Origin of the sequence: Desulfosporosinus sp., from assembly GCF_014237355.1 — a bacterium.
Lineage (GTDB): Bacteria > Bacillota > Desulfitobacteriia > Desulfitobacteriales > Desulfitobacteriaceae > Desulfosporosinus.
Window position 1 is genome coordinate 1 of sequence record NZ_JABZFS010000007.1, and the last position, 24,086, is coordinate 24,086.

Here is a 24,086-nt window from a genome sequence, read left to right on the forward strand (position 1 = left end):
ACCGGTGCCTCTCCATCAATGGATACTTTAGCGATCCCCTTACCGGAGTCCACATGGGCTAACCACTCAAGGCCTGTTCCGTAGAAGGTATACTCGACTGCTGCTCCCCCTTTGGAGGTCTCGATGATTTTTCCTCCGCTGTAAGAGGTGCTGGTTTTGTAATCCCAGATTCCACGATAGTCCATGGTAATGGAGTCCTCTTCCACCCGGCTATGTTCAAGAACCGCGCCAATGACTTCAATAGAATCCATAAAGACATAGGTATTACTGGAGAGTTCGTTCTTCGTCCCAGTTACACGGATGCTTAACTGATGCAGGCCTTCTGTCAGTCCCGTTGTCTCATAAACGGTTTGCTGCCATTGGGTCGTCCCTGACTGATATAGGTCAACTAGCTCTTTATCTCCATCTAACGTTACCTCCGCAATTCCTCCCGTGGATGATCGCTGTGAGATCCAGCGAATTCCTGTTCCATAAAAAGCGATATCCACCTTTGCCTCCGCCGTTCCACTGCGCATGTAATAGTTGCCGGTTGCACTGCCGCTATACACACGATTATCCCAAGTGCCCGTGTACTTAATCCCGGTTCCATTGTCGTCATAACTTCCCACATACACTGCCGGTAGAGCAGATACCACAGGGGAAGCTTGTGATTCATTTCCTACAACATCAACAGCTGTTATATGGTAATAATAAGTTGTTCCATTAGTTAAAGAAGTATTGATAAAGGATGTGCCTTCTTTAATTAACCAAGGATTAACCCGTACAAATCCACTGTTACTTACAGTTGAGCGATAAACATTATATCCTTCTAAATCCGAATCAGAACTTACTTGCCACTTAAGTTCGACTCGTTCATTCCCATTAAAAACAAACGGCGTACTCGGAGCCAATGGCGGAATTTTATCATCACTATCGATAATTTCAAAACCGTCAATATTCACGTAAGCACCCGAAGCCTGTGGATTCTTATTTCCGGTGATGCGAATTTGAAGGGTATGATTGCCTCTATCTAAATGAGTTTTTCTGAAAATCACTTGCTGATAGGACGTCGTAGGACTATAAAGATCGATCATAGCTTCGGATTTGCCGTCAATTAGAATTTCAGCAATACCGCTGCCTGAGCCCGTTGCTCCGATCCATTTAATACCCGTCCCGTTAAAAGTGAGACTTGCCAAAGCCTCCGCAGTGTTACTGTGGTAATAATAATTTGCTGTCGCATTAGTACTCCACGGACGAGACCACCCAGTTGAGTATACGATCGAAGAATTGTTGTCTTCCATAAAGGTCGTGTCCGCTGCCAATACAGGTGTAGCAATTAAGAATAACATTAGCACTAAAACCGTGGACAAAAAAAACCTTAGCCCTCTTCTCTTTCTCAACATACCTTCCCCTTTCCTAATCGTCCTAACGAACGTTTGGATCTGTCCAATACCAGAAATAACCACGGGATTTACTTTCTTTAGAAACATGTAATAGAGTCGGCATAATCAAAAATGACAAGGGTTTCCCCTTGTCATTTTGTCTCTCTGTCCATCAACGTTCGAACATGGATTCTGTTCGGTTATTGATTCTGCCTATAGAAGATGTATACCAACTAAGGAAAAATCCACCCTTTATGGTACTTAATATGGCACTTAATTGATAACTGAGCTTATTATACTGTAGCACAAGAACATGTTCAACCAATTACTTCCATCATATTCCTTCAAAATTCCTTCTAGAGCTTAACGTTTCTACACTATTCAACTCTTAAAAACAAAGCTCCATGCTCATTCGTCGACTATCTGGAGACAAAGGTTGGTATTTGTCGATAGATTTACTTACCCTATGATCTATAGAAACTATTTTACCGTCGAATCAATTCAAACAGACTATTTCTTAAACTACGATATATTGGGTAAACCCACAATATCCTTCACTCTCAAATAATAAACATTTTTCAGAGCCAAGCGAGTATAGTTTTTACAAGCTAAATAATAACTTAATAAGTTAGTTGGTGTCAGGCATCGAGTTCTTCCCAAGGTATTGCCAATTATCCAGTAACTTGATAAGTTGGTATCGGGTACTGGGTTCCCAATTGTGCTAGCATCTTTAGAATAAAGAAGGAGGGGGTTTAAGTGTCCATCAAATTACATCATGTTTTGAAGCGTGTACATGCACTCCCCCCCTTACCGGATTCTGCCATTCAAGTGATCGACCTCACCAAGAATCCTGCCACCTCCGTTAAAGAGCTTGAAACCGTTATTAGTAAGGATCCAGCTCTTACTGCAGGAATTCTTCGCCAGGCTAATTCAGCCTATTATGGTTACGCAAGGAGAATCTCATCACTTCAGGAAGCTATTGTTTTACTCGGTTTCCAAGTAACGCAAGAATTAGCTATGTCTGCAGCGATTTCACCAATACTTAGGGCCCAACTTTTGGGTTATCGAATAGATCAAGAAGAACTGTGGAAACATTCCGTGCTTACCGCTATGGCTGCCAAACGAGTGTGTCAACATTGTAAACTCCCGTATGGAGATGTAGCCTTTACTGCAGGTTTGCTTCATGATATAGGAAAACTAGTCATTTCCATATATGTACAGGAAGTAGGTGATTTTCTTTTAAAAAAAGCAAAGGACACCTCACGGTCTTTTGTTGAACTTGAAGAGAAAGTGATAGGTTTTGACCATGCAAGAGTCGGAGGATTTCTTGCTAGAGCTTGGAATTTGCCTGATGAATTAGTAGCTGCAATTTCATTTCATCATTCCTTAAGTAATGCTCAGAACTATGAAGTACTGTCCAGTGTAGTCCATGTAGCTAATGGGCTTTCAAGTTTATTAGGAATTGTCGGGGGCGTAGACAGTTTATACAACCCTATTAGACAAAAAGCCCTTGACCTCCTAAGGCTTGAAGAGTCGGATTTAGAACTTTTAAAGGAAGACCTGAAGAAAATCCTTCTAGACCCTACCATATTTTCATGATTGATGTATGGTTGTAAGCAATAGTGTCCTTCCTTCCATCCTCCTCTAAGGGTTCCGAGGTTCTCGCGGACCCCTCCGAAGAAACTATATACAAGCTGTAACAAAGATAATTATATTCAATATACTAAGATTAGGGCAAACTCGTCCTAATTTTAAGAAAGGGAGATGGTAAAGTGCCAGTAATATCCAGCGAAAAAGATACTGTGCTGGTTGTAACCATTCAAACCGGGTTAACCCCACAAGGCTCACCCAAACTAAGTCATCGTAGCATCCCTAATGTGAAGTTAAGTGCTACAGACCAAGATGTGTATGATGTGGCAGTCGCCCTTTATGAGCTTCAGGACTACCCTTTAATCGGAGTGCGAAGAGACAATCGCATCGATTTAGCAGATTCAGCGGTTTAAAAGAAAGGAGAATATGATTGGCGAGTGTAACGAAAAAGGTCTTAAGAATGACCTTTAATAACACCCTAGGGAACGCGGTGACATTAACTTTACCATCTCCTAAGGCAGATTTAACCTCGCTCCAAATCGAAGCTGTCATGGATCAAATTATCACAAAAAATATTTTCCTCACTTCCGGAGGTGAACTCATTTCCAAACGAGATATTAAAATTGTCGATACAACCACTAATGATCTCTTTGATCAGCCGGTAGCCTAAAATACCCGGAGACTAAAAATTATAGATAGGGGTCCTGCTAAGCAGGGTCCCTATCTATTCGTCAAAACTATCTCCCATTATGATCGTGAGAAAGAGCGAGTTCCCTTGAGTGATAGATGCTTTGCCAAACTCGTTGTTACTCTATCACGGAAAAGCTAGGATCTCTTTTCTCTACGAGGTATTGCAGTAAAGCAATAATATCTTTTACGTTAGGAACAGCAATCGCTGGATCATCTTCTACGATGGCAGCCATATTAATCAAGTTCACTTGCAAGTCTTCAAAACCTAAAGTACGAAGATTTGCTATATATTGTAGACCTGCAACGGCATCCCCGACATTATGGTTCAGCCCTGCTTCGTTGAGAATTTTCCCTCTTATAAAGGAAAGATTCGTTTTAGGAATGCTTACGATATTCAGGGTTTGATCTCTTACCATGGAAAAATGAATCTCAAGACTTGCTAGATCCAGAGCCGACCCTTTTAATACCAGTGGTAAGAAAAATAACTGCTCCATGTTTTCGGTACTACTTGTAGAAGCATCTACCACAAATACCTTTCCCGCTGACAGGTTGTTTTGTTCAAATTGACCAAGCTTGGCAATATCTAAAGCCTCGAGTAGGCTAACTTTTGTGGGATCATAGGAGATTTCAACTTGATAACCACTCAATTTGAAGTTTTCCACAGGATTTCCATCTGGCCCAACGACGTTTTCTAAACCAATATATAGACCCGCGTCATCTCCATTGGGGCGTATTCCCATTTGGATAAGGGCTTCAGCAGTATAGGCAGCACTAACGATATGAACCGTTCGGACGACTTCCTCCGCCTGATTTCCGTAGGCATCTATGACATTATAACGAATCGTATAGGTGCCCACTTGAGCAGTGTCTACCGGGTTGGTGACAATTAGCTCATCCGTGAGGTCTCCGTCAACGTTATCCTCCGCAGTTGCCCCCGCATCAATATAGGTCGAACCCACCTGAAGCGAGATCTCTGGCAAGCCATTTAACGTGATCACAGGCTTGACAGTATCAACGGAGGGATCAAGGTGAATTACCGCATCAACTTCGTATTCATTCTCAGCTTGACTACCACTTCCGGAAAAGGTAAGCCAAGCTGCACTTACATAGTCCTCAGCATCTCCGTACCACCAGGGCATGAAATCCAGTTCATTCTCCTTGCTAATTTCAAGTTTATACTGCCCGGGAGGAAGATCACTTAATGAATAGTTTCCATTACTATCGGTGGACGTTGAACTGAAATCATAGTAATCATCATCGTAAATAGTGACCGTCATGCCTTGTAAGGGCAAACCAGCCTGATTGGTAACGTGACCAAAAACATTTCCCCCAATATAAAGATTAGCATTAATTTGCGTGAGAGCATCTCCAGGCAGGATATCGATGTAGTCTGCTTCCGAGGGCTTAGATCGCTGATTATACCATACCACTGGATAATTAGACTTAAGAAACGAAACGGTGTAGCGCTCGGGCAGAAGATTTACAACCCTATAATTCCCTGTAGAATCAGTAGCCGTCGTTGTAACGAGAGCATTATTTGAGGCCTTATAAACTTCAACCGTAACCCCGGTGAGTGGACTCCCACTTAAGTCCCTTACTATCCCTGAAATGGATCCATAGATCTCAAAATCTGCATCAATTGAAGAGAGAACTCCGCCATTGGTTACTGTCAACGGTGACGCTGTATCATAACCAGTCGTCTGAAGGTACCACTGCTCCAGAGTTTCTTCCCAAGGTGCATCATACTCAAATTTCAGAATGTACGTTCCAGGGTTAAGATCCGATAAGGTGTAGTTTCCATTCGCATCGGTTACTGCTGATTTTACTTCCACCTCCGGATCATTAGCCTCAAAAAGGATAACGACCGCCCCCGGCGTCCCTTGACCAGAGGCTGTGACCTTACCAGTGATGGAGCCGTATAGATCAGTGGCTACAGTGACATTTAGGGGTGAGGTTTCGTTTCCTGCTGCATCGATGGCAACTACAGAAAACGTTTGAGTGGTCCGCGGGTCAAGTCCTTCTACGCTATAGAAGGTATTGGGGAGTAAAACCTTTCTTAGTTGTCCAGAAATGGGGTCGTTTATTGTACTTTCATAAAGTGGAGGAATCATGTCAATGAGGGTACTATTTTGAATCACCTTATAGCCAGATAGCCCTAACCCATTATCGACTGCTTTTCCCCAACTGAGATCCAGGCTTGTCGAACTAGACTTGGTAAAGGTTAAGGCTGCTCCGGTTGACCAGTAAGGTGGTGTGATATCTGTTGAGGCTTCCACACTCGGTCCAGTTGTACTCAGATTTCCCGCTGGATCAATCGCATCTATTTTAAAGGTGTACATCGTATTCGGAGCTAAACCATCGACGTGATACATTGTAGTGTCCCCGGCAATCGTGGCAATTTGAGTATCATTTTGTTTAAGACTATAGGTGCTTACTTCTCGATTATCCGTTGCAGGCGTCCAAGATAAATCCAAGCTTGTCTCAGTTCGATTATCAGATCTCAGAACACTTCCAGCAGGCCAGCCTGGAGCAAGTGTATCGAGTGCTAAGGTTGAGTCCGTACGGTAAATTGGCATGGAGGTCCCGTTATTATCAGCGTCCCTCGCATAAAGATAAAAGGTATAGGCTTGGCCCGGGGTTAGATTTTTGACTTGGTATTGTGTTATATTACCGGGTATTATGATATCAGTTAGGCCATTTATCGACAGTAAATAGGATGACACCCTTACATTATCCGTAGCCGGGGTCCAGGTTAAATCAATTGTGGTCTCGGTGATATTTGACGAAGTAAGAACACTTCCTTCCGGCCAGACCGGAGCTTCCGTATCAGAAATTTCGTTAGAAACAACCTCATAGACCAGGTTGTATGTTGCATTCCCTTTGAGAATATCATTCGTATAAAGGCTTTCTACTTGGTCTCCAAGTCCAAGTTCAGGAAAGACAGTTAAGTTATCGATAAAGATATCCAATACAGGGTCCACTGCAAATAACTTTAAAAATGCGGAGTCCTTAAAGGGACGTTCATAGGCATTACTGCCAGTAAAATAATAGATTTCATTGGTGTTAATATTAATCGTAGATGTTCTATTCGTTAGATCTGTAGCTATTTCACCGTCTAAGAACACATCGAGATAGACTTCATCTTCAGAAAAAGTATCCAAGGTATCAAGACATTGAAGATTCTTAAGGATAATTTTATAGGGTTTAGTTGGATCAACGTAGGCATGGCTGAGGGTCGGAGTTAACAGTACAATAAAAATGGTTAAAGTGAAAATCCAGGGGAAATATCGCTTTAACTTGGCCATTAAATATTCACCCTCTCCTAATAAGGAATTTAGACTATAAGTGCCTCAGGGGTAAAAGACCCAATCAAGGTATCTTATTCCTAACTACTATTCTATCTTCCGTCGGCTATTCCTCTATTTTTATTACCATTAATGTAATTTATTGTATACCTTTAAAGGATTCTATTTAACCGTTTTCCTACTTCTTATCCACAATTTTTCCGGTTTTCCAACCTGTTGCTTATTCCCAAGCCCTTTACTATTCCAAAACACACCTTGAGAAATACTTCACAGGTCTAAAAACATTATATATTTACCTGGAAAAATGAAGGAATTAAGTAAATGTATAGAGAATGACTAATAAATTCCCTTCCCTTGGTTTCCCTTACAAAACTTATTATTAAAGGAGGATAAGGATGGATAAGACAAAACGGACGACTCTAAAAGTTATGCTATTTATTGTTTCTATTATTTTTTGTTTGTTACCCACAAATCTTTTGGCATCAACTCCCTACACAGCCAGTCCACTGGTCAAAATCGGAAAAAACCCTAATTACAATAACAGTGCAGGTTTATTTATCGGAATCCAAGGGATAAAGAATCAATTAGGAGAGCCTGTACAGGGTATCAACCTTGGGGCCTACCAAATTGAAATTGACTACAACCCGGCAATAGTAACCATACTCGATGTAAGAGACGAGGCAGAAATGGATAACTTTACAAAGAGTATTGTCGATGTAGAAAGTAAAGCCTATATTGCCGGTGCTACCGATTCCGAACCGGTTAATTATGACAGCCTAGTTTTTGTACCATTGGTCGTCAATGGATCTGTGAAAGATCTCACCGATTTAACGATTAGATTTATTGGAGTAGTCGATACTGACTTGAATGAAGTTAGTATTCCTGAGTATCATCTAAATCTGCAGCGTGGTAAAGTTGTCAATCAAGCAACATCGGGCGATCCCAGTATTTCTGATGCCCTGGCAGGGCTCCAGTACTTAGGAAATAATAGGGCTCCAGGGGTTGATGAGGGACAGGTAAACCTTATAAATATGGGATCCATCAACCCATTGGAAAATCAGGTAGGTATTGTAGAACCCAACGTAAAAGATATTATCTCCTTAATGCAATACCTTGTACATACCCGTAATGACTATTTTGAACAGGTCACACCACAAGCCAATGACTTGGCTATTACTTCGGTAAGTGCACTTACAAACGATGGACGTGTACTATCTATTGAATTCAATAAAGCAATATCTTCAGTGAACAAGTCAGAGGTTAAAATTGTTAACTCAACAACACTGGCTCGTATAGGCGTAGAAAGTGTTGAGCTTTCTCATGACGGTAAAACTCTTGAAGTGAACTTGTATGATAATCCTACTGCTGGTAATTTTGTAATCGAATATCTAACAGATTATACGGTAACCGTAAAGAATTTATCCTTTACTTTTCTACGTCCTGCTTTTAATTATGGACGTATAAGAGATATCGATGTAAATAATCGTACTATCTCAATGAATGGCCTTACATTTACCATCCCTACATCGACTACGTTTGATTTTCAAGCTTCCTTAGGTGCTAAAGTGCGTGTCTGGTATAATAGAAATTATGAAGCTAGAAACATATTGTTTGAAAATGAGACTACTGTGACAGGCAAACTAGACGTTATTAAAACACATAATCCTTATGAAAATGGTAAAGTAACCGTTGATGGAGTCGAATATGACCTCTCTAACAACCTTGTCTTCTACAACAATGACTACTCTAATCCAATTGGATCCGAAGGAACGGAGTATGACTATGCAAAGGTCTTCTTGGACACAAGTGGGAAAATTGAGTTTATTTCATCCTACAACTTTGATGATTTATTTATTGTTAAATCCACTGAGGGCAATGTTGCAATTTCATATGATAATGGCGAATTGGATTTAGAAGATTTTATTATCGTTAAAGACGGGAAAACAATCTCAGTCAGTGATTTAAATCAAGACGATATCGTATTCTTTGAAACTAGCTCAAATGATGGAGATGGAATAGCGGAGGTTTATAATAACTCAGTTACAGGTGTGATAGAAACAGTTTACTCGGACAGAATTAAAATAGGTGGGATAAATTACAATTGGGATGGTCGTTTTGGATCTGCCAGATATCTAGATGGTAATGAGTTCGATTGCTTCGATACAGATAAAGCGGAAGCGTTCCAATCAGGTGGGCCCGTTACAGCTTATTTAAACAGATATGGTGAGATTGTTTATTTAATAGGCACAGGCCCAACTCTTAATTTAAACACTCTATCAGCTTACAATGTTGAAAACATAACTGCTTATATCGAATCTGGCATTCCCGATGGGGGTACATTAGATATAGAACTTCTCAATGAAGATGGTATTAATGTAACAAAATCTTTACGTGTAAATACCTTAGATAAGGTAACGGTAACCACTCCTGCAGGCAATTCTATGGTTTATGAGGCAAATGACTATTACCCTAGGTCTACAATAGAAATTGCAGAATTTGCATTAGCCGATACTGGTTCTAGCACCTTTGAAATAGTCGCTTTGGATAGCAACCATCTCCAAATCGGCGAGGGGATTAAAGGATTAACTCCTGACAATACCGCAGATACCGTAATCAGGTATACCTTTGACGATTCCGGCACTATTATCGGATTAGAATTCTTAACGTCTCGTCCCCTAATGGCCCCACTAGAGCTAGATGATGACTATGTGACTGCGGGTAATAAATATCGGTTACAGCCTAATACCGTAGTGTACGATGCATCAAACGAAAACATTTCAATCTCAACTTGGAGTGAACTAGCAAGTAATGACTATAACATCCTTGAGGCCGATATTTATACAGACGAAGATTATTATGTGGAATATCTAGTAATAAAACAAACTGGAATTAGACAACCTGCTAGTCAAATAACAGACTACAATGCCGTTCTTACAAGTGTTTTGAGAAATCCAGATGATGAAGTGGTTGAAATTAAAGCACTAGTTAACGGTACGGAGAACACTTATTTAGTCAATAACATTTGGAGAAGCATCTGTAAAGGGCAATCTGTCGTTCTATCCATTAATAATGCTTCGGGGTTAGTAGAAGATATTATTACCCCTACGCCAGAAGAACTCTTCACCGGTGTTGTAGTGGGAATTGATGTAGCAGATAGGACGATCATAGTTAATGGTCTGCAATTCAAACTTATCTCCAGCGGCTATGTTTATAACGCCATGGATATAAGTGCCATCACTGTCGAACCGTTCAGAACTATTGATCTAGGCGACACCGTCGAAATCCTCTTAGATGAAGAAGGTACGTTCTATGCAGAAGTCATCACAATAATAGACTCTTTCTAGCTCACTTTCGATCGTCTTAGCCAAAAAATGCCTCAAACTCTTGTAGCTCTAGCTCAAGGGTTTGAGGCACTAATTTTATACTGACTTTTTCATCGTTTTTCACTTTAGATCTGTTCCGGAGACGTGGGAAGGAAATATTCGTCACGTAAGCCAGTTAATTGCTGTAGTAGGGATATAATGTTGGGCATTGTCACGATTGAATCTGTTGGGGCAGCAGGATAAGTTGGTGTCAGCATCAGGCACCGAGGTCCTTCCTATTGTACAAAAAAACTATCGACATAAAGAGTACTATAGCTTAAGATATCCTTAAAGTAATTCTAAAGAAAGGCCCAAGTAACATGGCACACAAAATCCTTATTGTAGACGACAATATCTATTATTCACATTTATTAGCAGATCAGCTTACCCGCCTCGGCTATGTCGTTCGAGTCATGTCCGAGAATGAAGAACTACTAAAACTTCTGTCCGCCGACGACTATGATTTGCTAATCATGGAACTTCTTCTAAACGGACAAGATGGTCTCAGCCTCTTACGATGGATTCGTTGTTCACGTTACTCCTACTTGCCAATATTGGTCGTTTCTCACCGATCTGGTGGTGTAGAACAGCTTCGAGTAGCAGAATTCGATGCCCATTTTCTCAGTAAACCCGTAGATTTAAACCAGCTTATTAAAACTTCTATTATGATCCTCAAAGAGGAATCCCGTGCAGGTATTAGCTTATGACAATTCACATACTTACTCTTATTATTTTTTTAATAATTATCTTAACTGGCTTGATCTTTCTATCGATACTCAGATTGCGATACAAATTCAAAAGGGATTACCATCAACGCAAGGAAGCTTATTCTAAATGGGAACTCAACCTTTTTTCACTTTTTGCCGAAGAGATCCATCCTTCCCAATGGGCATCGCACATTTCCTCTCACGAACTCGGTTATCTGCAGGAGTTTTTGCTTCCCTATTTGGAATCCTTAAAGGGGGAGTCATTCGAGAAGCTTGTCGCCGTTGCTCACTACTCTGGCCTGGTAAAGCATCTTTTACAAGAAGGAGGTTCAGCAAACGATTGGAAACAGGCCCAATCTATCTACTTTCTAGGCTTGATTCGTGAACCTCAAGGGCTCCCAATGCTTGAGACTGGGCTCGCTTCAGATAATATGTTTTGGTTTTATCCCTCTATTATTGCTTTAGCGCGCAATAATCTAAAGACATTACCTAGAGTTTTAGAAGTATTAAGAAACCGCTCTGACTGGACTGAGCATTTAGGTATTAGCATTTTTGCTGAAATGGGAGAGGAAGTTTGTCCGGAACTTCTATCCGTTTTATCCAAAGGAGAGACCTCGCCGAAGGTCGAACGTTTAGCCTTAGCCGTTCTAGCACATTTTGGCTACAAACGGGCTGAAGCCACTTTAAAAGAGTATATTCTTTATTCCAAGGACCCTGAACTTCAGATTCGAGCATTAAGAGCTTGGAATCAATTGAAGCTAACTTTTTTTGAAGGAATCGCTCTTGCTATGAAGCATTCAGACTGGGAAATTCGAGCAGCTGCCGTCACTGCATTAGGTTCAAGCGGAGCAGTTAATCATGCACTTCTGGCACGACCCTTACTTAGGGACAGTAATTGGTGGGTACGTTTACGTGCAGCACAAGCCATGCTCGTGCTTTGTACACGTGAAGAACTGCATAGTATGCTAGACGATCCCTTAGAGGACAGATACGCTAAGGATATGTTGCGCTACATTCTCACTAGAGAGGGAGGAGCAACTTGTGTTATTCCAATTACTCACGTTCTTTAATTGGGCAGTACTAATTTATTTCTTTCTTTTGAATGGCATCTATTTGTTCTTAACCTTTAGGGCCTTCCGGGAAATTCAAGTATATGTTCATCACCTTCAAAGTGTCAATTTTAAGCGCATCTTTGAATTAGGTTTTTATAAGCCCTTAACCGTTATTGCTCCTGCCTATAACGAATCTGCCACGATTATCTCTAGTGTCAAATCGCTACTTAATTTACACTATCCCGAATTCGAAATTCTTGTAATCAATGATGGATCATCTGATCAAACCTTGGAAGTCCTTAAACAAGAGTTTCGGCTAGTGCCTTCTAATCGAGTTTATCAAGTAAAACTTAAAACACAACCAGTCCATGCCATATACGAATCACTGCTATATCCTCAGCTCCATGTTATCGATAAGCAAAATGGCGGAAAGGCCGATGCCTTGAACGCTGGAGTAAACTTTTCCCAATACCCTTTGATTTGCTCTATCGATGCCGACTCATTGATTGAAACTGACGGTCTTTTGAGGGCGACACGCCCATTCCTGGAAGACAAGTCTGTCATTGCTACAGGTGGAACCGTTCGCATAGCCAATGGTTGCAAAGTGACAAATGGCCATGTCACAGAAGTCGCTTTATCCAAAAATCCGTGGGTTCGCTTTCAGGTGGTCGAATATCTGCGCGCTTTCTTGTTTGGGCGGATGGGCTGGAACAGCCTTAATGCCATTCTGGTAATCAGTGGAGCGTTTGGGATTTTTCTCAAATCAGCCGTCTTGACAGTTGGAGGGTATCGCAAGGACTGCATCGGGGAGGACATGGAATTAGTGGTTCGCATGCATCGCCATTATCGTTTAAAAAAGATCCCCTATAGAGTGGTTTTCGTCCCCGATCCCGTTTGCTGGACTGAAGCACCGGAAGAACATCAAGTGTTATGTAAACAGCGTAAACGGTGGCAAAAAGGGCTTTACGACAGTCTTAAAGCCAATAAACCCTTGTTTTTTAATCCTCATGCCGGAATAGTTGGTCTGCTTGCTTATCCATTCTTTTTCTTCTTCGAATTACTAGGCCCATTCATTGAAGTATTGGGTTATTTTGTTTTTGTCATTAGTTTGTTTATGGGTTGGGTTAACTGGCCCTTTGCCCTGTTATTTTTGAGCATGGCAATACTTCTTGGAGTATTACTATCCGCCTCATCCCTGTTACTTGAAGAGTTGTCGTTCAGACGTTATCCAAAAACAGGCGATATCTTAATATTATTTCTCTATGGAATACTGGAGAACTTTGGCTACAGGCAATTATTAGCCTGGTGGCGCTTAATTGCCATGCTGGAATACGTCATTGGAAAAAGGTCCTGGGGAGAAATGAACCGTAAGGGTTTTTCGACCACCACTAACTAGTCCTCTACCGACCGGAATCCTCTGCGTTTTTTTTCGTGGCATCCTGTAGAATACCAGGTAAATTCCCATGTCTAATAGTCCAAAGTAAATCCAGTGTTGTTCCTGCAAGTTGGATGCTGTACTTAGAATAGTATGAATAGTAATAATTTGTCGAAAATAACTTGTTGGATTTTGTACTATTATATTATATTATGTTTCTGCATTGTGTTTTAAGAGGGTGTTTTTGATGGATGAGATTCAAGTCGTAGCTTTTACATTAGGAAAGGAACAGTTAGCGAAGTCTTAAAGATTCCATCCGAAACAATTGAGCAAAAGGCTCATACTTCTTCTTAATGTTGATACCTTGGTTGCATAAGAGAATATAGGGGAGCGGAAAGGGAGATAGAATGTCGTACAAAGATTTAAAATTGAGGAACAAAATACTACTTTCCACGGGTATTGTCGTCTTAGTTTCGTTCATTTGCGTTATTTTACTAGTATCAACAAGATCTGTTGAAATGTCTAAGACCGCTGCCTACGAGACGGTAGCACATACAGCGTATGAATATGCAAATCAAGTCACCAATGAATTAAATGTCCCCATGGACTCGGTACGAACATTAGGCTCAACGTTTAAAGGGGTCAAGGAAGCTAATCACACTGACCGAGCAACGATGAATTCCATGATCGTGAACGTCTTAAAAGACAACCCTCTTTTTCTAGCGACTTGGACTTTATGGGAGCCAAATCTACTTGATGGAAAAGACGCTGATTATGCAAATCAACCAGGATATGATGCGACGGGTCGATTTATTCCTTATTGGAATAGGGGCGCAGGTGATATCAAGTTAGAGCCACTAACCGACTATGAAACACCTGGAGCAGGGGACTATTACTTAATCCCTAAGAAAAATCAGAAAGAAACCATCATCGAACCCTACCTGTACAAGGTGAATGGTAAGGAAATTCTCGTTACTAGCTTAGTAAAACCGATTTTGATCGGCGACGACAATCAGTTTTTAGGAGTTGCCGGGGTTGACATCGCTTTAGAGACAATTCAAAAAATGATTTTGGATATAGAGCCATTCGATACAGGGTATGCAAGTCTAGTGTCGAATGATGGAAAGTATGTTTCAAACCGAGATGAGGGTAAAATCGGAAAGGACGTAGACGATCAGGAAGCTAAATCAGCTATTAAAGCTGGCGAAAGTTATACCATACCAAATAGTGAGTATTACAGATTATATGTTCCAGTAACCATTGGACAAACTACGACACCATGGTCGCTGGCAATCACGGTTCCAATGACAACGATTTTAGAGCAAGCAAACTCCATTCGGAATTTCTCAATCGTAGTTGCTTTGATTGCGATATTTGCGATAGGTTTAGTTATTTTTATTGTTTCCGGTAGTATAACTAAGTCTATTGTACAAACAAGTGAGGTGTTAAAGGACATCTCACAGGGGGATGGCGACCTTACGAAACGCTTGAACATTGTATCTCAAGATGAAGTAGGCAAGCTTTCTCAGCATTTCAATCGCTTTATAGGCGATATTCATAGTATTGTTGCGGAAGTTAACGACACGGCCAGTACTCTGGGAGCTACGAGCGAAGAATTGTCTGCCGCGGCTCAACAAGCAACTGCAGCAAGTGATCAAGTAGCCGGTACTCTTGGACAACTCGCTTCGGGAGCAACAGAGCAAGCAATCTCAGTAGGAGATACAGGTGAAATGATCAAGCAAATGTCTGCCAACGCTCAACAAGTCGCCATCAATGCGGAGAATGTTAGTCATAGTAGTGATAAGGCCGCTCAGGCAGCAGAATTAGGTGCTCTTCAAGCAGAAAATGCCGTGCAGAAGATAGAGAAGATCCGTGAGGTTACAGATCAGACAGCTGAGGTTATTTCTAAGTTAGGAGAACAATCTAATCAAATCGGACAGATTGTCGATGTCATTACTGGAATCGCCTCTCAAACAAACCTACTGGCCTTAAATGCTGCGATAGAAGCTGCACGGGCTGGAGAACAAGGCAGAGGTTTTGCTGTAGTCGCAGAAGAGGTGCGTAAACTGGCTGAACAGTCTTCATTGTCCGCTTCTCAGATTTCCACCCTAATCGTCAATATACAACATGAAACCGAGCGTGCAGTTGGCGTAATGGAAAAAGGGAAAATGGAAGTTGCTTCAGGAGTAGAAGCTGTTAATCTAGCGGGTAATTCGTTCCGAACTATTGTATCAGAGGTCAAAACGGTGGTAGAACAGATTCAGCAAGTCACAGAAGCAACGAAACAAATGGCAGATGGGAGTTCTCAGGCTGTTAAATCCGTGGAGAATATTGGTGTTATCGCTGAACAAACTGCTGCTAGTACCCAAGAGGTGTCCGCTGCATCTGAGGAGCAAGCCGCAACAATGGCTTCAGTGAGTAAATCTGCAGAGGCTCTGGCAATGCTCGGCGAAAACCTTTCACGTATTGTTGGTAAGTTTAAACTATAGTCAACTAGAACCTTAATACCACTAACTCAAGTTTAATATGACATAGGTAGCCCCTCGTTCAAATGAATGAGGGGTTTCCTTATCTTTAATTTCTTTGTGCTCGTTTGTCTTTTCAGCAACATTTAGTTATGCATATAATGCCTCCCCTAAACGCCATTGCGCATAGATATTAGCAGGGTGACTCTTCGACTTCTTGTCTATGACTTTTTAATCCTATGTCGAAGCGCGAATAGCATTTTAGGAGAAGATAGGCTGAGGTTATCAGACTTTCAGCACCAGAATTATTTATAAGATCTTAATAATGATTTCATAAGCATTTGGTGAAATGGTTTTACGGGTAAGAAATATATCTTCCCCCATATGTTATGGAATTTGACAATTGTGCTTAGATATATCTCTGTTCCTTGATCAGTTTCCTTTTTCATCACTGCTGTTCTGAAATACAAATGCTTATCATCTTCAGCCATCACGATTTCATTCTCATTTCTGTCGATAACCGTAAAAATATTCGCTTTTGAGCCGATGGGGTAATAGTCGGCTATATTTGGATTTTCTCCCTTTCCAGTCTTTAAACCAAACCGTCCAACAAAAAAATCCCTCATATGCATCAATTTATCGCCCCAACTAGGAGAATTAAACAATATTGTTGTAATTTTATCAATGGAATCGTCAGTGTTTTTTGTAATCATGTAGGAACCACAGTAGTCAACTGATTTTAGATCTTTAGAGATCAAAGCTTTTTCAGGGCATTCTTCGAATTTATGTATCTTTCTCACATCTATCATCCCATCCATTTTATTTACTGTAGTCGTTCGGATATCAATCGTTCCTGTATACCCTCCGTTTTCGTTCCATCGCATAGTTGATCGTTATGAGAGTACACTAACCACTCCCCTACCGAGCCCGGAGCGAGGCGAGTGTAGTTTTCACAAGCTAAACAATAACTTGATAAGTTGGTGTCAGGCACGGGGTCCCCGCGGGGTCACGGGCTCCCTAAAATTAGATCATCCATACAGGAACATACCAGTTCTTTGCATCGATGGGAAGTAGATCATTTGCCATGCAGACGACCGCGCCGTTCCCGATTTTCATTTTTGTCTGAGAAAGTTCACCGAACTTTTCTGGCTCTGTAATGGGTTCCAACACACTAAAATGCTTAATGGCATCCTTGCCAGGAGATGCATATTTTTTAACTTCGATGGGATAAAGCGCCCCGTTCTCGTAGATTATCAGATCAATTTCCTTCTTATCCTTGTCACGGTAATAATAAATGGGCGGTTCCTTTCCTGCGTTCAAGTAGCTCTTGTAAATCTCCGAAAAAACATAACTCTCAAAGAATGCCCCGGACATAGCCCCTCTCTCCAGAGCTTCGGGATTGCCCCATTTCAAGAGATGGGCGCAAAGACCTGTATCAAGGAAGTGAAGCAACGGCATTTTTGTGACCCGTTTTAAGAGGTTGTTGTAATACGGCTGGACAAGTGCGATGATGTGAGATGACATGAGGATGGAAAGCCACTTTTTTGCTGTAGGAGACGATATGCCACATTCGCTGGCGATTTCGGCATAAACAACTGGCTTAGCTGTTCTTGCCGCAATGACAGTCATGAAATTGTAAAAAGCCATTTCATCTGCAACCTGGGTCAAATCCTTGATGTCACGTTTAAGGTAACTATCGATATAGGAGCGATAATACATCTCAAGGTCCACATTATCATCCGCATAGAGTTTCGGCATAGAGCCTTTAAAGATACGGGTATACAGATCATTAAGACCAAGCTTCTTAGCCTTTTCGATGCGCTTCATCAACCTTTCCGAGTCTGTGGTAAATACTTCAGATGAGACTGCATCGATTTCACTAGTCGATAAACCCAACATGTTAATAACTCCGACGCGACCTGCAAGGGATTCGCTGACATTCTGCATCATGACAAATGCCTGCGATCCGGTGATCCAAAAATCACCGTTACGCTTTGATTTATCAACAGCCATTTTGATATACGGAAATAATTCGGCTGCAGCATATTGGATTTCATCAATCAAAACAGGCGGTGTATATCTTTGCAAAAATAGTGCTGGGTCACTCTTTGCTAGGTATCGGATATCTGGATCGTCCAATGTCACTATTTTTCGATTAGGCTCTGTCAATCTTTCGAGCATCGTCGATTTTCCTACCTGTCGCGGGCCGGTTACAAGCATTACGGGAAATGTTGCTGATGCTTTTCGGACAGTATCTTCTAGCGCTCTTTGTATATACACAAATAAACACCTCGTCCAAAATAAAATACGATTTTATTTTAGACTGATTTACTTATTTTGTCAAGCTATTTGGATATTTCTACCAATTCGATTAGGGAGCATCGAGTTATCAGATGCAATCACCGCACCTCTGTTCCTCAACTTCCCATCAATGATGAGTGATATTTTATCAGAGTCCGATAACGTACACTGTACTAAACCGCTGCGCGGTGGCTTTTGGAGACCCCAATTTATTGACTTTCATGATATCATTTTTTCAGTTTAATTCTATTAAATTTGAAAGGATGATTTTTCATGTCTCAAAACTCCCAGGGTCTTTCCTCTCATCTTCAAAAGATGATCTTCGAAATGGAACTTCGAGGCTATGCTCAACATACCAAGAATCATTATCTCTGCCATGTAAAGCTTCTTGAAAAGCATACTGGCAAGTCTGCCCTCGAAATCACCCCCGACGAGCTTAAACAATATCTTCATGACCGTATTAAATCCGGAATTGGCTTCAGTAGTATCAATATCTCTTGCGACGCGTTTAAACTCTTTTTCAATAAGGTTCACGGCTACAACTGGCCTGACGATGTTATTATCCGTCCCAGACGTCCAAAATCTCTTCCTCATATTCTTTCTCAAGACGAGATTTTGTCCATTACTGATCAGGTGCGAAATTTAAAGCACAAAATGATTCTCCTGACGACGTATTCTTCGGGCCTACGAATCAGGGAAACGCTTAATCTACGCATATCTGATATTGATTCAACGGCTATGGTGCTCAGAGTTAATCATGGTAAGGGCAACAAGGATCGCTTAACGATTCTATCTCATGAAAACCTCAAAATGCTCAGACTCTACTGGAAGCATTATAGACCCACCGACCTCCTCTTTCCGGGTCCCATTGAAGGTCAACCCATGTCCACAAAAACTCCTCAAAAAGTCTTTCTAGATGCTAGAAAAAAGGCCGGTATCACAAAGCATGTAACGATCCATACGCTCAGACATTCCTTTGCTACCCATCTACTGGAAGATAATACTGACCTTCGTACGATTCAAGTCCTTATGGGGCATAGCAATATTTCAACGACATCAATCTATCTCCACCTATCAACTAAACATATTTCCTCGGTAAAAAGTCCTCTTGATGGGCGTGGTTCGTTTGACTGAACTTCAGGACATTTTTAAACAAATCAAGCTGAAGTCACTTTCTCCTGATCAGGCAAAAGCCTTTCATATGATCCGGCTTTGTAGAACTTCAGCATTGGGTTCCCATGCCCAGGTTTGCATGGAATGTGGCAAGATGGATGTTTCTTTCAATTCCTGCCGTAATAGAAATTGTCCAAAATGCCAACATTCTGCTCAGCAGGAATGGGTTGAAGCTCAAATGTTAAAACTCTTACCTGTTGGTTACTTCCACACCGTTTTCACGATCCCTCAAGAACTTAACGTACTTGTTTTGCAAAATCAAAAACTTCTTTATTCCCTCCTCATTAAGTCGGCGGGACATACGTTAATGGAACTGGCTAAAGACCCTAAATTTCTCGGTGCGACGATTGGAGCCACCACGGTTCTCCATACGTGGGGACAAAATCTCTCGTTCCATCCTCATGTACACTGTATCGTCCCTGGAGGGGGACTTTCCAATGATGGACTTCGCTTCGTCCGATCTCGCAAGAAGTTCTTTATTCCGGTTAAAGTTATTTCGAAAAAGTTCAGAGGTAAATTCCTTGACCTTCTGAAACAGGCCTATAACAATGGGGAAATTGCGTTCTTTAACGAGGCTACCAAACTTGCGTTAAGAAGCAATTTCCTTTCTCTTCTCGACACTTTATACAACAAGAATTGGGTTGTCTTTTGTAAAAAACCGTTTAAATCTCCGGGTCACGTTGTTCGTTATCTTGGACGCTATACTCACAGAGTCGCGATTAGTAACTCTAGAATTCAGGCATTTGATGGTGAATCAGTTAGCTTTGCCTGGAGGGATTATAAAGATGGCAATAAGTCCAAAGTCATGACTCTTGAGGCTGCTGAGTTTTCCAGACGGTTTCTTCTTCATGTTCTGCCGAATCGCTTTGTTAAGATCAGACATTATGGTCTGCTATGTAGTCGTAATATTAAATCAAAGCTTTCTAAATGCATGAAACTGACTGGAAGCAAGCCCTTGCCTCTAACTATTAAAATCCAGAAAGACGCTAAGGTCTGTCGTTGCTGTGGAAGTACTGATGTTATTTCCCTTCTTGTTCCAAATTCTTTGGTTACGGCATCTAGTCCATGATCGCGGTGAAACTGCATAGTTACGGAAAACTACCTATTTGGGGAGGGGGGAAGTCTACCCATTTTCAGGGTTTTAGCTTAATATTTTTAATGAAATGGGAAATTTCCCTTTGAATATCGTTACCCAAAAAAATTATTACCCAAATAGAAAAGATTGAACCCCCATAGACCAAGTGTCGCACGGCAGACGGTTCAGTACAGTGAGAGATTCATGAGGTTCAGTATTCTGTAGCGAATTATTACGTTCCTTTAAGCTATTGATTTTGATTTCATCAATGGCTTTTTCTCTATCTACTGAACCCCACAAATCTCTAAAAACTATGACAAATAAGATTGTTGGAATTGCATGCTAATAAAAATTAGACTATAATATCATTATACTCCATACGGGTATATGGGAGGTGCAAGAAACTATGATGTTTGATATCAATGCAAAAACTATAAGTGCAATAAAAAAAAGCACTGGTACCTTTTTTATTAGCCAATTTGTCTGCCATACTTGATCCGGAATTTCAAGAAGCCTCTGGTCAGGGGTATCGAAACCTAACTATGACACACTGGATACTTACGATGAGTATGAATACCAAGGGATCAAAATTTATATCGATAAAAATTTGAAGATTTCAGAAACACTTCAAATCCAAGTAAATATAAAAATACCCTTTTTAAAACCCTCCTTTACAGTTAGAGGGGTATTTTGAAATTATGCCTGATTTCTCTTACCGTTTGTCCTGAAATCATCACCTTGCCTTCAAGCTCCATCGAGCAGAGAAAGGCATATATCCTCCGTTTTTGTTTCGATGCATAGCTGGCCGTAATCAGAGCGCCACTTCGCTCTGCCGCTTCCACATGAAGTTGATCTATCCATGCGCTAAGAAGACGATTCCGCAAAGGGAAATATATTCTCAATAATCCTTCCATATTAGATTTAATGAAGAGTACCATCGTATAAAAAACTCCTAGCCTAAGGTTAGATATTGAAGGCGACTGAGTCAGATTAAATCTGGCTCTCTTTTTATTGAGTTGCGTCCTATAATGAAAGCTATGGCAAGTAAATAGAACCCCTGTTTACAAATCTTGACTTGGAGGTTCCTTGGAGCTCCGTTGTAAAATGTACATGATTATGCTATAATAATGCCATGACTAGGAAAGGAGATAGACTTATGCCAGAAATCAGACCGATTACAGACCTCAGAAATACCAATGATATTTCTGAAATTTGTCATTCCAAAAATGAACCTATCTTCATCACAAAAAATGGCTATGGCGACTTAGTTGTTATGAGTATAGAAACCTATGAGGCCATGCTGGATGAAAACGAGTTAGATATTGCTATTGCACAAGCTGAAGCAGAATTTCGAAGCGACAAAAAGTTGCTGGATGCTCGGGAAGCCCTTCGTTCTCTGCGGAGGAAGCACTTTGGATAAATATACGATAAAATTGCTATCCAATGCCTATCATGATTTGGATCAAATATATGAGTATGTTGCTAAGGAACTATCCGTCCCTGAAACAGCTATAAATTTGATTGACAGCTTGGAGGAGGCAATTATTTCGTTAGAGGAATTTCCATACAGGGGCGCATCACGTAGGACTGGCGCATATAAAAACAAGAACTACCGGCAGCTCTTTACCAAAAACTTCACAGTTTTATACCGCACAAATGAAGAAAAACAAGTTGTTATCGTAACAATTAAATATTCGAGAAGTCAGTTTTAATTAGATCCCTAGTGCTATCCTTTCTGTTCACATCCGCACTGTCAGAGTGCCATCGTAGAAAAAATCCTAGCTTAAGGTTAGATATTGCAAGCGACTGAGTCAGATTAAATCTGGCTCTCTTTTTATTGAGTTGTGTCCTATGTCCTATAATGAGAGTTAGGTTAAGTAAGGGTTCACGTTCATGGCAGTTTATGGTCGTTCAGAGGTATTGCTGAATTTCAAAGTTTCAGTGTCCTTTCCGGAACGGGGCCTACAGAGAAACCGTTCTTTGACGAATACTTACCTGCTACAAATTTATGTTTACTTTCCTGTTGTATTGGGGTATGACCCAGCAACAGGTTATTCTTTCTGTTTTAGTTGGTCTAAATCCTTATATGACTTTAGTAGAGCAAATTCCCTGTCCTTGCTATCTATGTACATTTCCTCTGTTTTACGCTGTATCTGCTGGATTTCTTCAATGATATCTGTCATTTTATTAAATAAAATTCTATACATTTGTTCATAGTCCACCATTTCCTCCCACCACCATCCGAAACAGTCTTAACCAATCTAATTCACAATATTAATCATTATAGCATTATTTGTACTATTTTGCGAACCATAAAGGGATTTATTTTCCCAAAAAAGAACTTCCCACTATAACAATTTATTAGCAAGTTTATTATGAACCTTGGAATAAATGGCAAGTATCTAAGAAAGGAGGGTAAGCCTGTGCCAGAACTCGGAAAAATACTTAAAGAAATACGGCTAACTAAAGGACTCAGTGCTAAAGAATTATCTCATCGGTCTGGAGTAGCTCGTAGTCTTATCAGCCAATTAGAGACCGGAAAACGCCTATCCACCGGCATTGATACAATTAGTCGTTTAGCACTGGCCCTTGAGGTTTCCCCTACCGTTTTTCTTAGCAGCGAATCTATTCAAGCATCTTTATCAAAATCAGGATATTCAGCAAACTCTTCTATTAATGAGGATCTTCTTCCCTTTACACTTAAGGAAGAAAATCAACCCTACCTACGTCTAGCTCAAAAAGCAAAAAGATCCGGTCTCTCACCGGATCTTCTGGAAGAACTACTTGATATAATGGTTAGATTTCGCTCAGAGCCCCCTTGCCCTAAAGACTCGAACTAAATAGACAATAGCTATGGACATCGCCCTCGTGTCATACTAGTTCGCACCCAAGGTTTCTATCAACTCAAACTCTCCATTAATCAATTAATATGTGTCCATGCCTACGCATAATTTCCATCTACCGCTCTCAAACTCTAAGAAATACGTTGGCATGATCCGCTTATAAATAAAGCTCACATTATCTAGACCAATTCTTGAGCATGTTCTAATAAGTTCTAAAGCATATTCCTTTATTTCTTCACTTAATTCGCCATCGTATTTATAAAGCTTTTCAAGTCTTAATCTTTCAATGTATTTATTGTAATCCATTTGTCACTCATCCCTATCCTAGATTGCGTGGAACAAAATGTCGAACTTTTGAAGAGAAGAAAGATTACAAGGCCTTTCCGGAACGGGGCCAAAGGGAAACGTTCCGGCGAGTAGCCCTAGAAATGTGTCGCGCTAACTGACCAGTTCCCTCGAACCCAGAGTTATGCGAGTTTAGTTTTCACAAACTGAACAATAAGTTGATAAGTTGGTGTCAGGCATGGGAACCTCCTTTACTGTAGGCATTGTTTACTTGTTGCATAATCTTATCGAGGGACTTTTCCTTCGTTCCTATAATTAAATGGTAGTGGTTATCCATTATGACATAACCTAATAGATCGAAAACTCCATCCTCGTTTACATGATGTGAATGGTAAGATAAACTGATCGGTTTTTGGACACCAAAACTGATCGGAATTTGGCCACAAACTGATCGCTTTCATCTTGAAATAATAAAACTTAACCCTCATGCTAAACAAAGACT

20 protein-coding genes are annotated in these 24,086 nt (G+C 40.8%); 13 read left to right on the forward strand and 7 right to left on the reverse strand.

Features of this window, described 5'->3' with window-relative positions; all coding sequences use genetic code 11:
* On the reverse strand, positions 1-1,469 hold a 1,469-nt coding region (locus HGJ98_RS01285; protein WP_291349180.1), incomplete at its 3' end, for a fibronectin type III domain-containing protein.
* Positions 1,470-2,117: 648 nt separating this feature from the next.
* Between HGJ98_RS01285 and HGJ98_RS01290 the strand changes: the two genes are divergently transcribed.
* From HGJ98_RS01290 to HGJ98_RS01300, 3 genes are all read left to right on the forward strand, one after another.
* Entirely contained in the window at positions 2,118-2,960 is an 843-nt protein-coding gene (locus HGJ98_RS01290) for an HDOD domain-containing protein (protein WP_291349181.1), read from the forward strand.
* A gap of 173 nt (positions 2,961-3,133) precedes the next feature.
* Positions 3,134-3,364, forward strand: coding sequence for a DUF1659 domain-containing protein (locus tag HGJ98_RS01295; RefSeq protein WP_291349182.1), 231 nt, complete (start codon positions 3,134-3,136; stop codon positions 3,362-3,364).
* 17 nt (positions 3,365-3,381) lie between these two features.
* On the forward strand, positions 3,382-3,621 hold the full coding sequence (locus tag HGJ98_RS01300) for a DUF2922 domain-containing protein (RefSeq protein WP_291349183.1): 240 nt from the start codon (positions 3,382-3,384) through the stop codon (positions 3,619-3,621).
* A 136-nt stretch (positions 3,622-3,757) separates the two neighbouring features.
* Here HGJ98_RS01300 and HGJ98_RS01305 read toward each other — a convergent pair whose 3' ends face one another.
* On the reverse strand, positions 3,758-6,946 hold the full coding sequence (locus HGJ98_RS01305; protein WP_291349184.1) for a carboxypeptidase regulatory-like domain-containing protein: 3,189 nt from the start codon (positions 6,944-6,946) through the stop codon (positions 3,758-3,760).
* 395 nt (positions 6,947-7,341) lie between these two features.
* Here HGJ98_RS01305 and HGJ98_RS01310 point away from each other — a divergent pair, with 395 nt between their 5' ends.
* From HGJ98_RS01310 to HGJ98_RS01330, 5 genes are all read left to right on the forward strand, one after another.
* Positions 7,342-10,290, forward strand: coding sequence for a hypothetical protein (locus tag HGJ98_RS01310; protein ID WP_291349185.1), 2,949 nt, complete (start codon positions 7,342-7,344; stop codon positions 10,288-10,290).
* A gap of 338 nt (positions 10,291-10,628) precedes the next feature.
* Positions 10,629-11,015, forward strand: a complete 387-nt coding sequence (locus tag HGJ98_RS01315; RefSeq protein WP_291349186.1) for a response regulator — start codon at positions 10,629-10,631, stop codon at positions 11,013-11,015.
* The gene (locus HGJ98_RS01320; protein ID WP_291349187.1) at positions 11,012-12,085 is read left to right on the forward strand and encodes a HEAT repeat domain-containing protein; all 1,074 of its coding nucleotides are present in this window, start codon (positions 11,012-11,014) and stop codon (positions 12,083-12,085) included. The genes HGJ98_RS01315 and HGJ98_RS01320 overlap by 4 nt, the downstream gene beginning before the upstream one ends.
* Entirely contained in the window at positions 12,057-13,463 is a 1,407-nt protein-coding gene (locus HGJ98_RS01325; protein ID WP_291349188.1) for a glycosyltransferase, read from the forward strand. Before HGJ98_RS01320 ends, HGJ98_RS01325 begins: the two co-directional genes overlap by 29 nt.
* A gap of 386 nt (positions 13,464-13,849) precedes the next feature.
* Positions 13,850-15,931: a methyl-accepting chemotaxis protein gene (locus HGJ98_RS01330; RefSeq protein ID WP_291349189.1), complete on the forward strand. Its 2,082-nt coding sequence runs from the start codon at positions 13,850-13,852 to the stop codon at positions 15,929-15,931.
* 281 nt (positions 15,932-16,212) lie between these two features.
* On the opposite strand, the gene HGJ98_RS01335 is transcribed toward HGJ98_RS01330, so the two are convergent.
* Positions 16,213-16,791, reverse strand: a complete 579-nt coding sequence (locus HGJ98_RS01335) for a DUF2867 domain-containing protein (protein WP_291349190.1) — start codon at positions 16,789-16,791, stop codon at positions 16,213-16,215.
* A gap of 139 nt (positions 16,792-16,930) precedes the next feature.
* Positions 16,931-18,187 (reverse strand): ATP-binding protein, encoded by a 1,257-nt coding sequence (locus tag HGJ98_RS01340; RefSeq protein WP_291349191.1) that lies wholly within the window; start codon positions 18,185-18,187, stop codon positions 16,931-16,933.
* A gap of 294 nt (positions 18,188-18,481) precedes the next feature.
* On the opposite strand from HGJ98_RS01340, the gene HGJ98_RS01345 reads away from it, so the two are divergent.
* A complete protein-coding gene (locus HGJ98_RS01345; RefSeq protein WP_291349192.1) occupies positions 18,482-19,342 on the forward strand; it encodes a tyrosine-type recombinase/integrase in 861 nt (286 codons plus the stop codon).
* Complete coding sequence (locus HGJ98_RS01350) at positions 19,335-20,450, forward strand: IS91 family transposase (RefSeq protein ID WP_291349193.1); 1,116 nt, start codon at positions 19,335-19,337, stop codon at positions 20,448-20,450. The genes HGJ98_RS01345 and HGJ98_RS01350 overlap by 8 nt, the downstream gene beginning before the upstream one ends.
* A gap of 683 nt (positions 20,451-21,133) precedes the next feature.
* Here HGJ98_RS01350 and HGJ98_RS01355 read toward each other — a convergent pair.
* Complete coding sequence (locus HGJ98_RS01355) at positions 21,134-21,394, reverse strand: DNA-processing protein DprA (protein ID WP_291349194.1); 261 nt, start codon at positions 21,392-21,394, stop codon at positions 21,134-21,136.
* A 218-nt stretch (positions 21,395-21,612) separates the two neighbouring features.
* Between HGJ98_RS01355 and HGJ98_RS01360 the strand changes: the two genes are divergently transcribed.
* Together HGJ98_RS01360 and HGJ98_RS01365 are read left to right on the forward strand one after the other, a co-directional pair.
* Positions 21,613-21,876, forward strand: a complete 264-nt coding sequence (locus HGJ98_RS01360; protein ID WP_291349195.1) for a type II toxin-antitoxin system Phd/YefM family antitoxin — start codon at positions 21,613-21,615, stop codon at positions 21,874-21,876.
* On the forward strand, positions 21,869-22,168 hold the full coding sequence (locus tag HGJ98_RS01365; RefSeq protein WP_291349196.1) for a type II toxin-antitoxin system RelE/ParE family toxin: 300 nt from the start codon (positions 21,869-21,871) through the stop codon (positions 22,166-22,168). Before HGJ98_RS01360 ends, HGJ98_RS01365 begins: the two co-directional genes overlap by 8 nt.
* Positions 22,169-22,507: 339 nt before the next feature.
* Here the strand turns inward: HGJ98_RS01365 and HGJ98_RS01370 are convergent, their stop codons facing one another.
* On the reverse strand, positions 22,508-22,678 hold the full coding sequence (locus tag HGJ98_RS01370; RefSeq protein WP_291349199.1) for a hypothetical protein: 171 nt from the start codon (positions 22,676-22,678) through the stop codon (positions 22,508-22,510).
* Between the two features lie 201 nt (positions 22,679-22,879).
* Between HGJ98_RS01370 and HGJ98_RS01375 the strand changes: the two genes are divergently transcribed.
* Positions 22,880-23,296, forward strand: coding sequence for a helix-turn-helix transcriptional regulator (locus HGJ98_RS01375; RefSeq protein WP_291349197.1), 417 nt, complete (start codon positions 22,880-22,882; stop codon positions 23,294-23,296).
* 84 nt (positions 23,297-23,380) lie between these two features.
* On the opposite strand, the gene HGJ98_RS01380 is transcribed toward HGJ98_RS01375, so the two are convergent.
* Positions 23,381-23,605 carry a hypothetical protein gene (locus HGJ98_RS01380; RefSeq protein WP_291349198.1) on the reverse strand — a complete coding sequence of 75 codons (225 nt, stop codon included), beginning with the start codon at positions 23,603-23,605 and terminating at the stop codon, positions 23,381-23,383.
* Positions 23,606-24,086 lie beyond the last annotated feature (481 nt).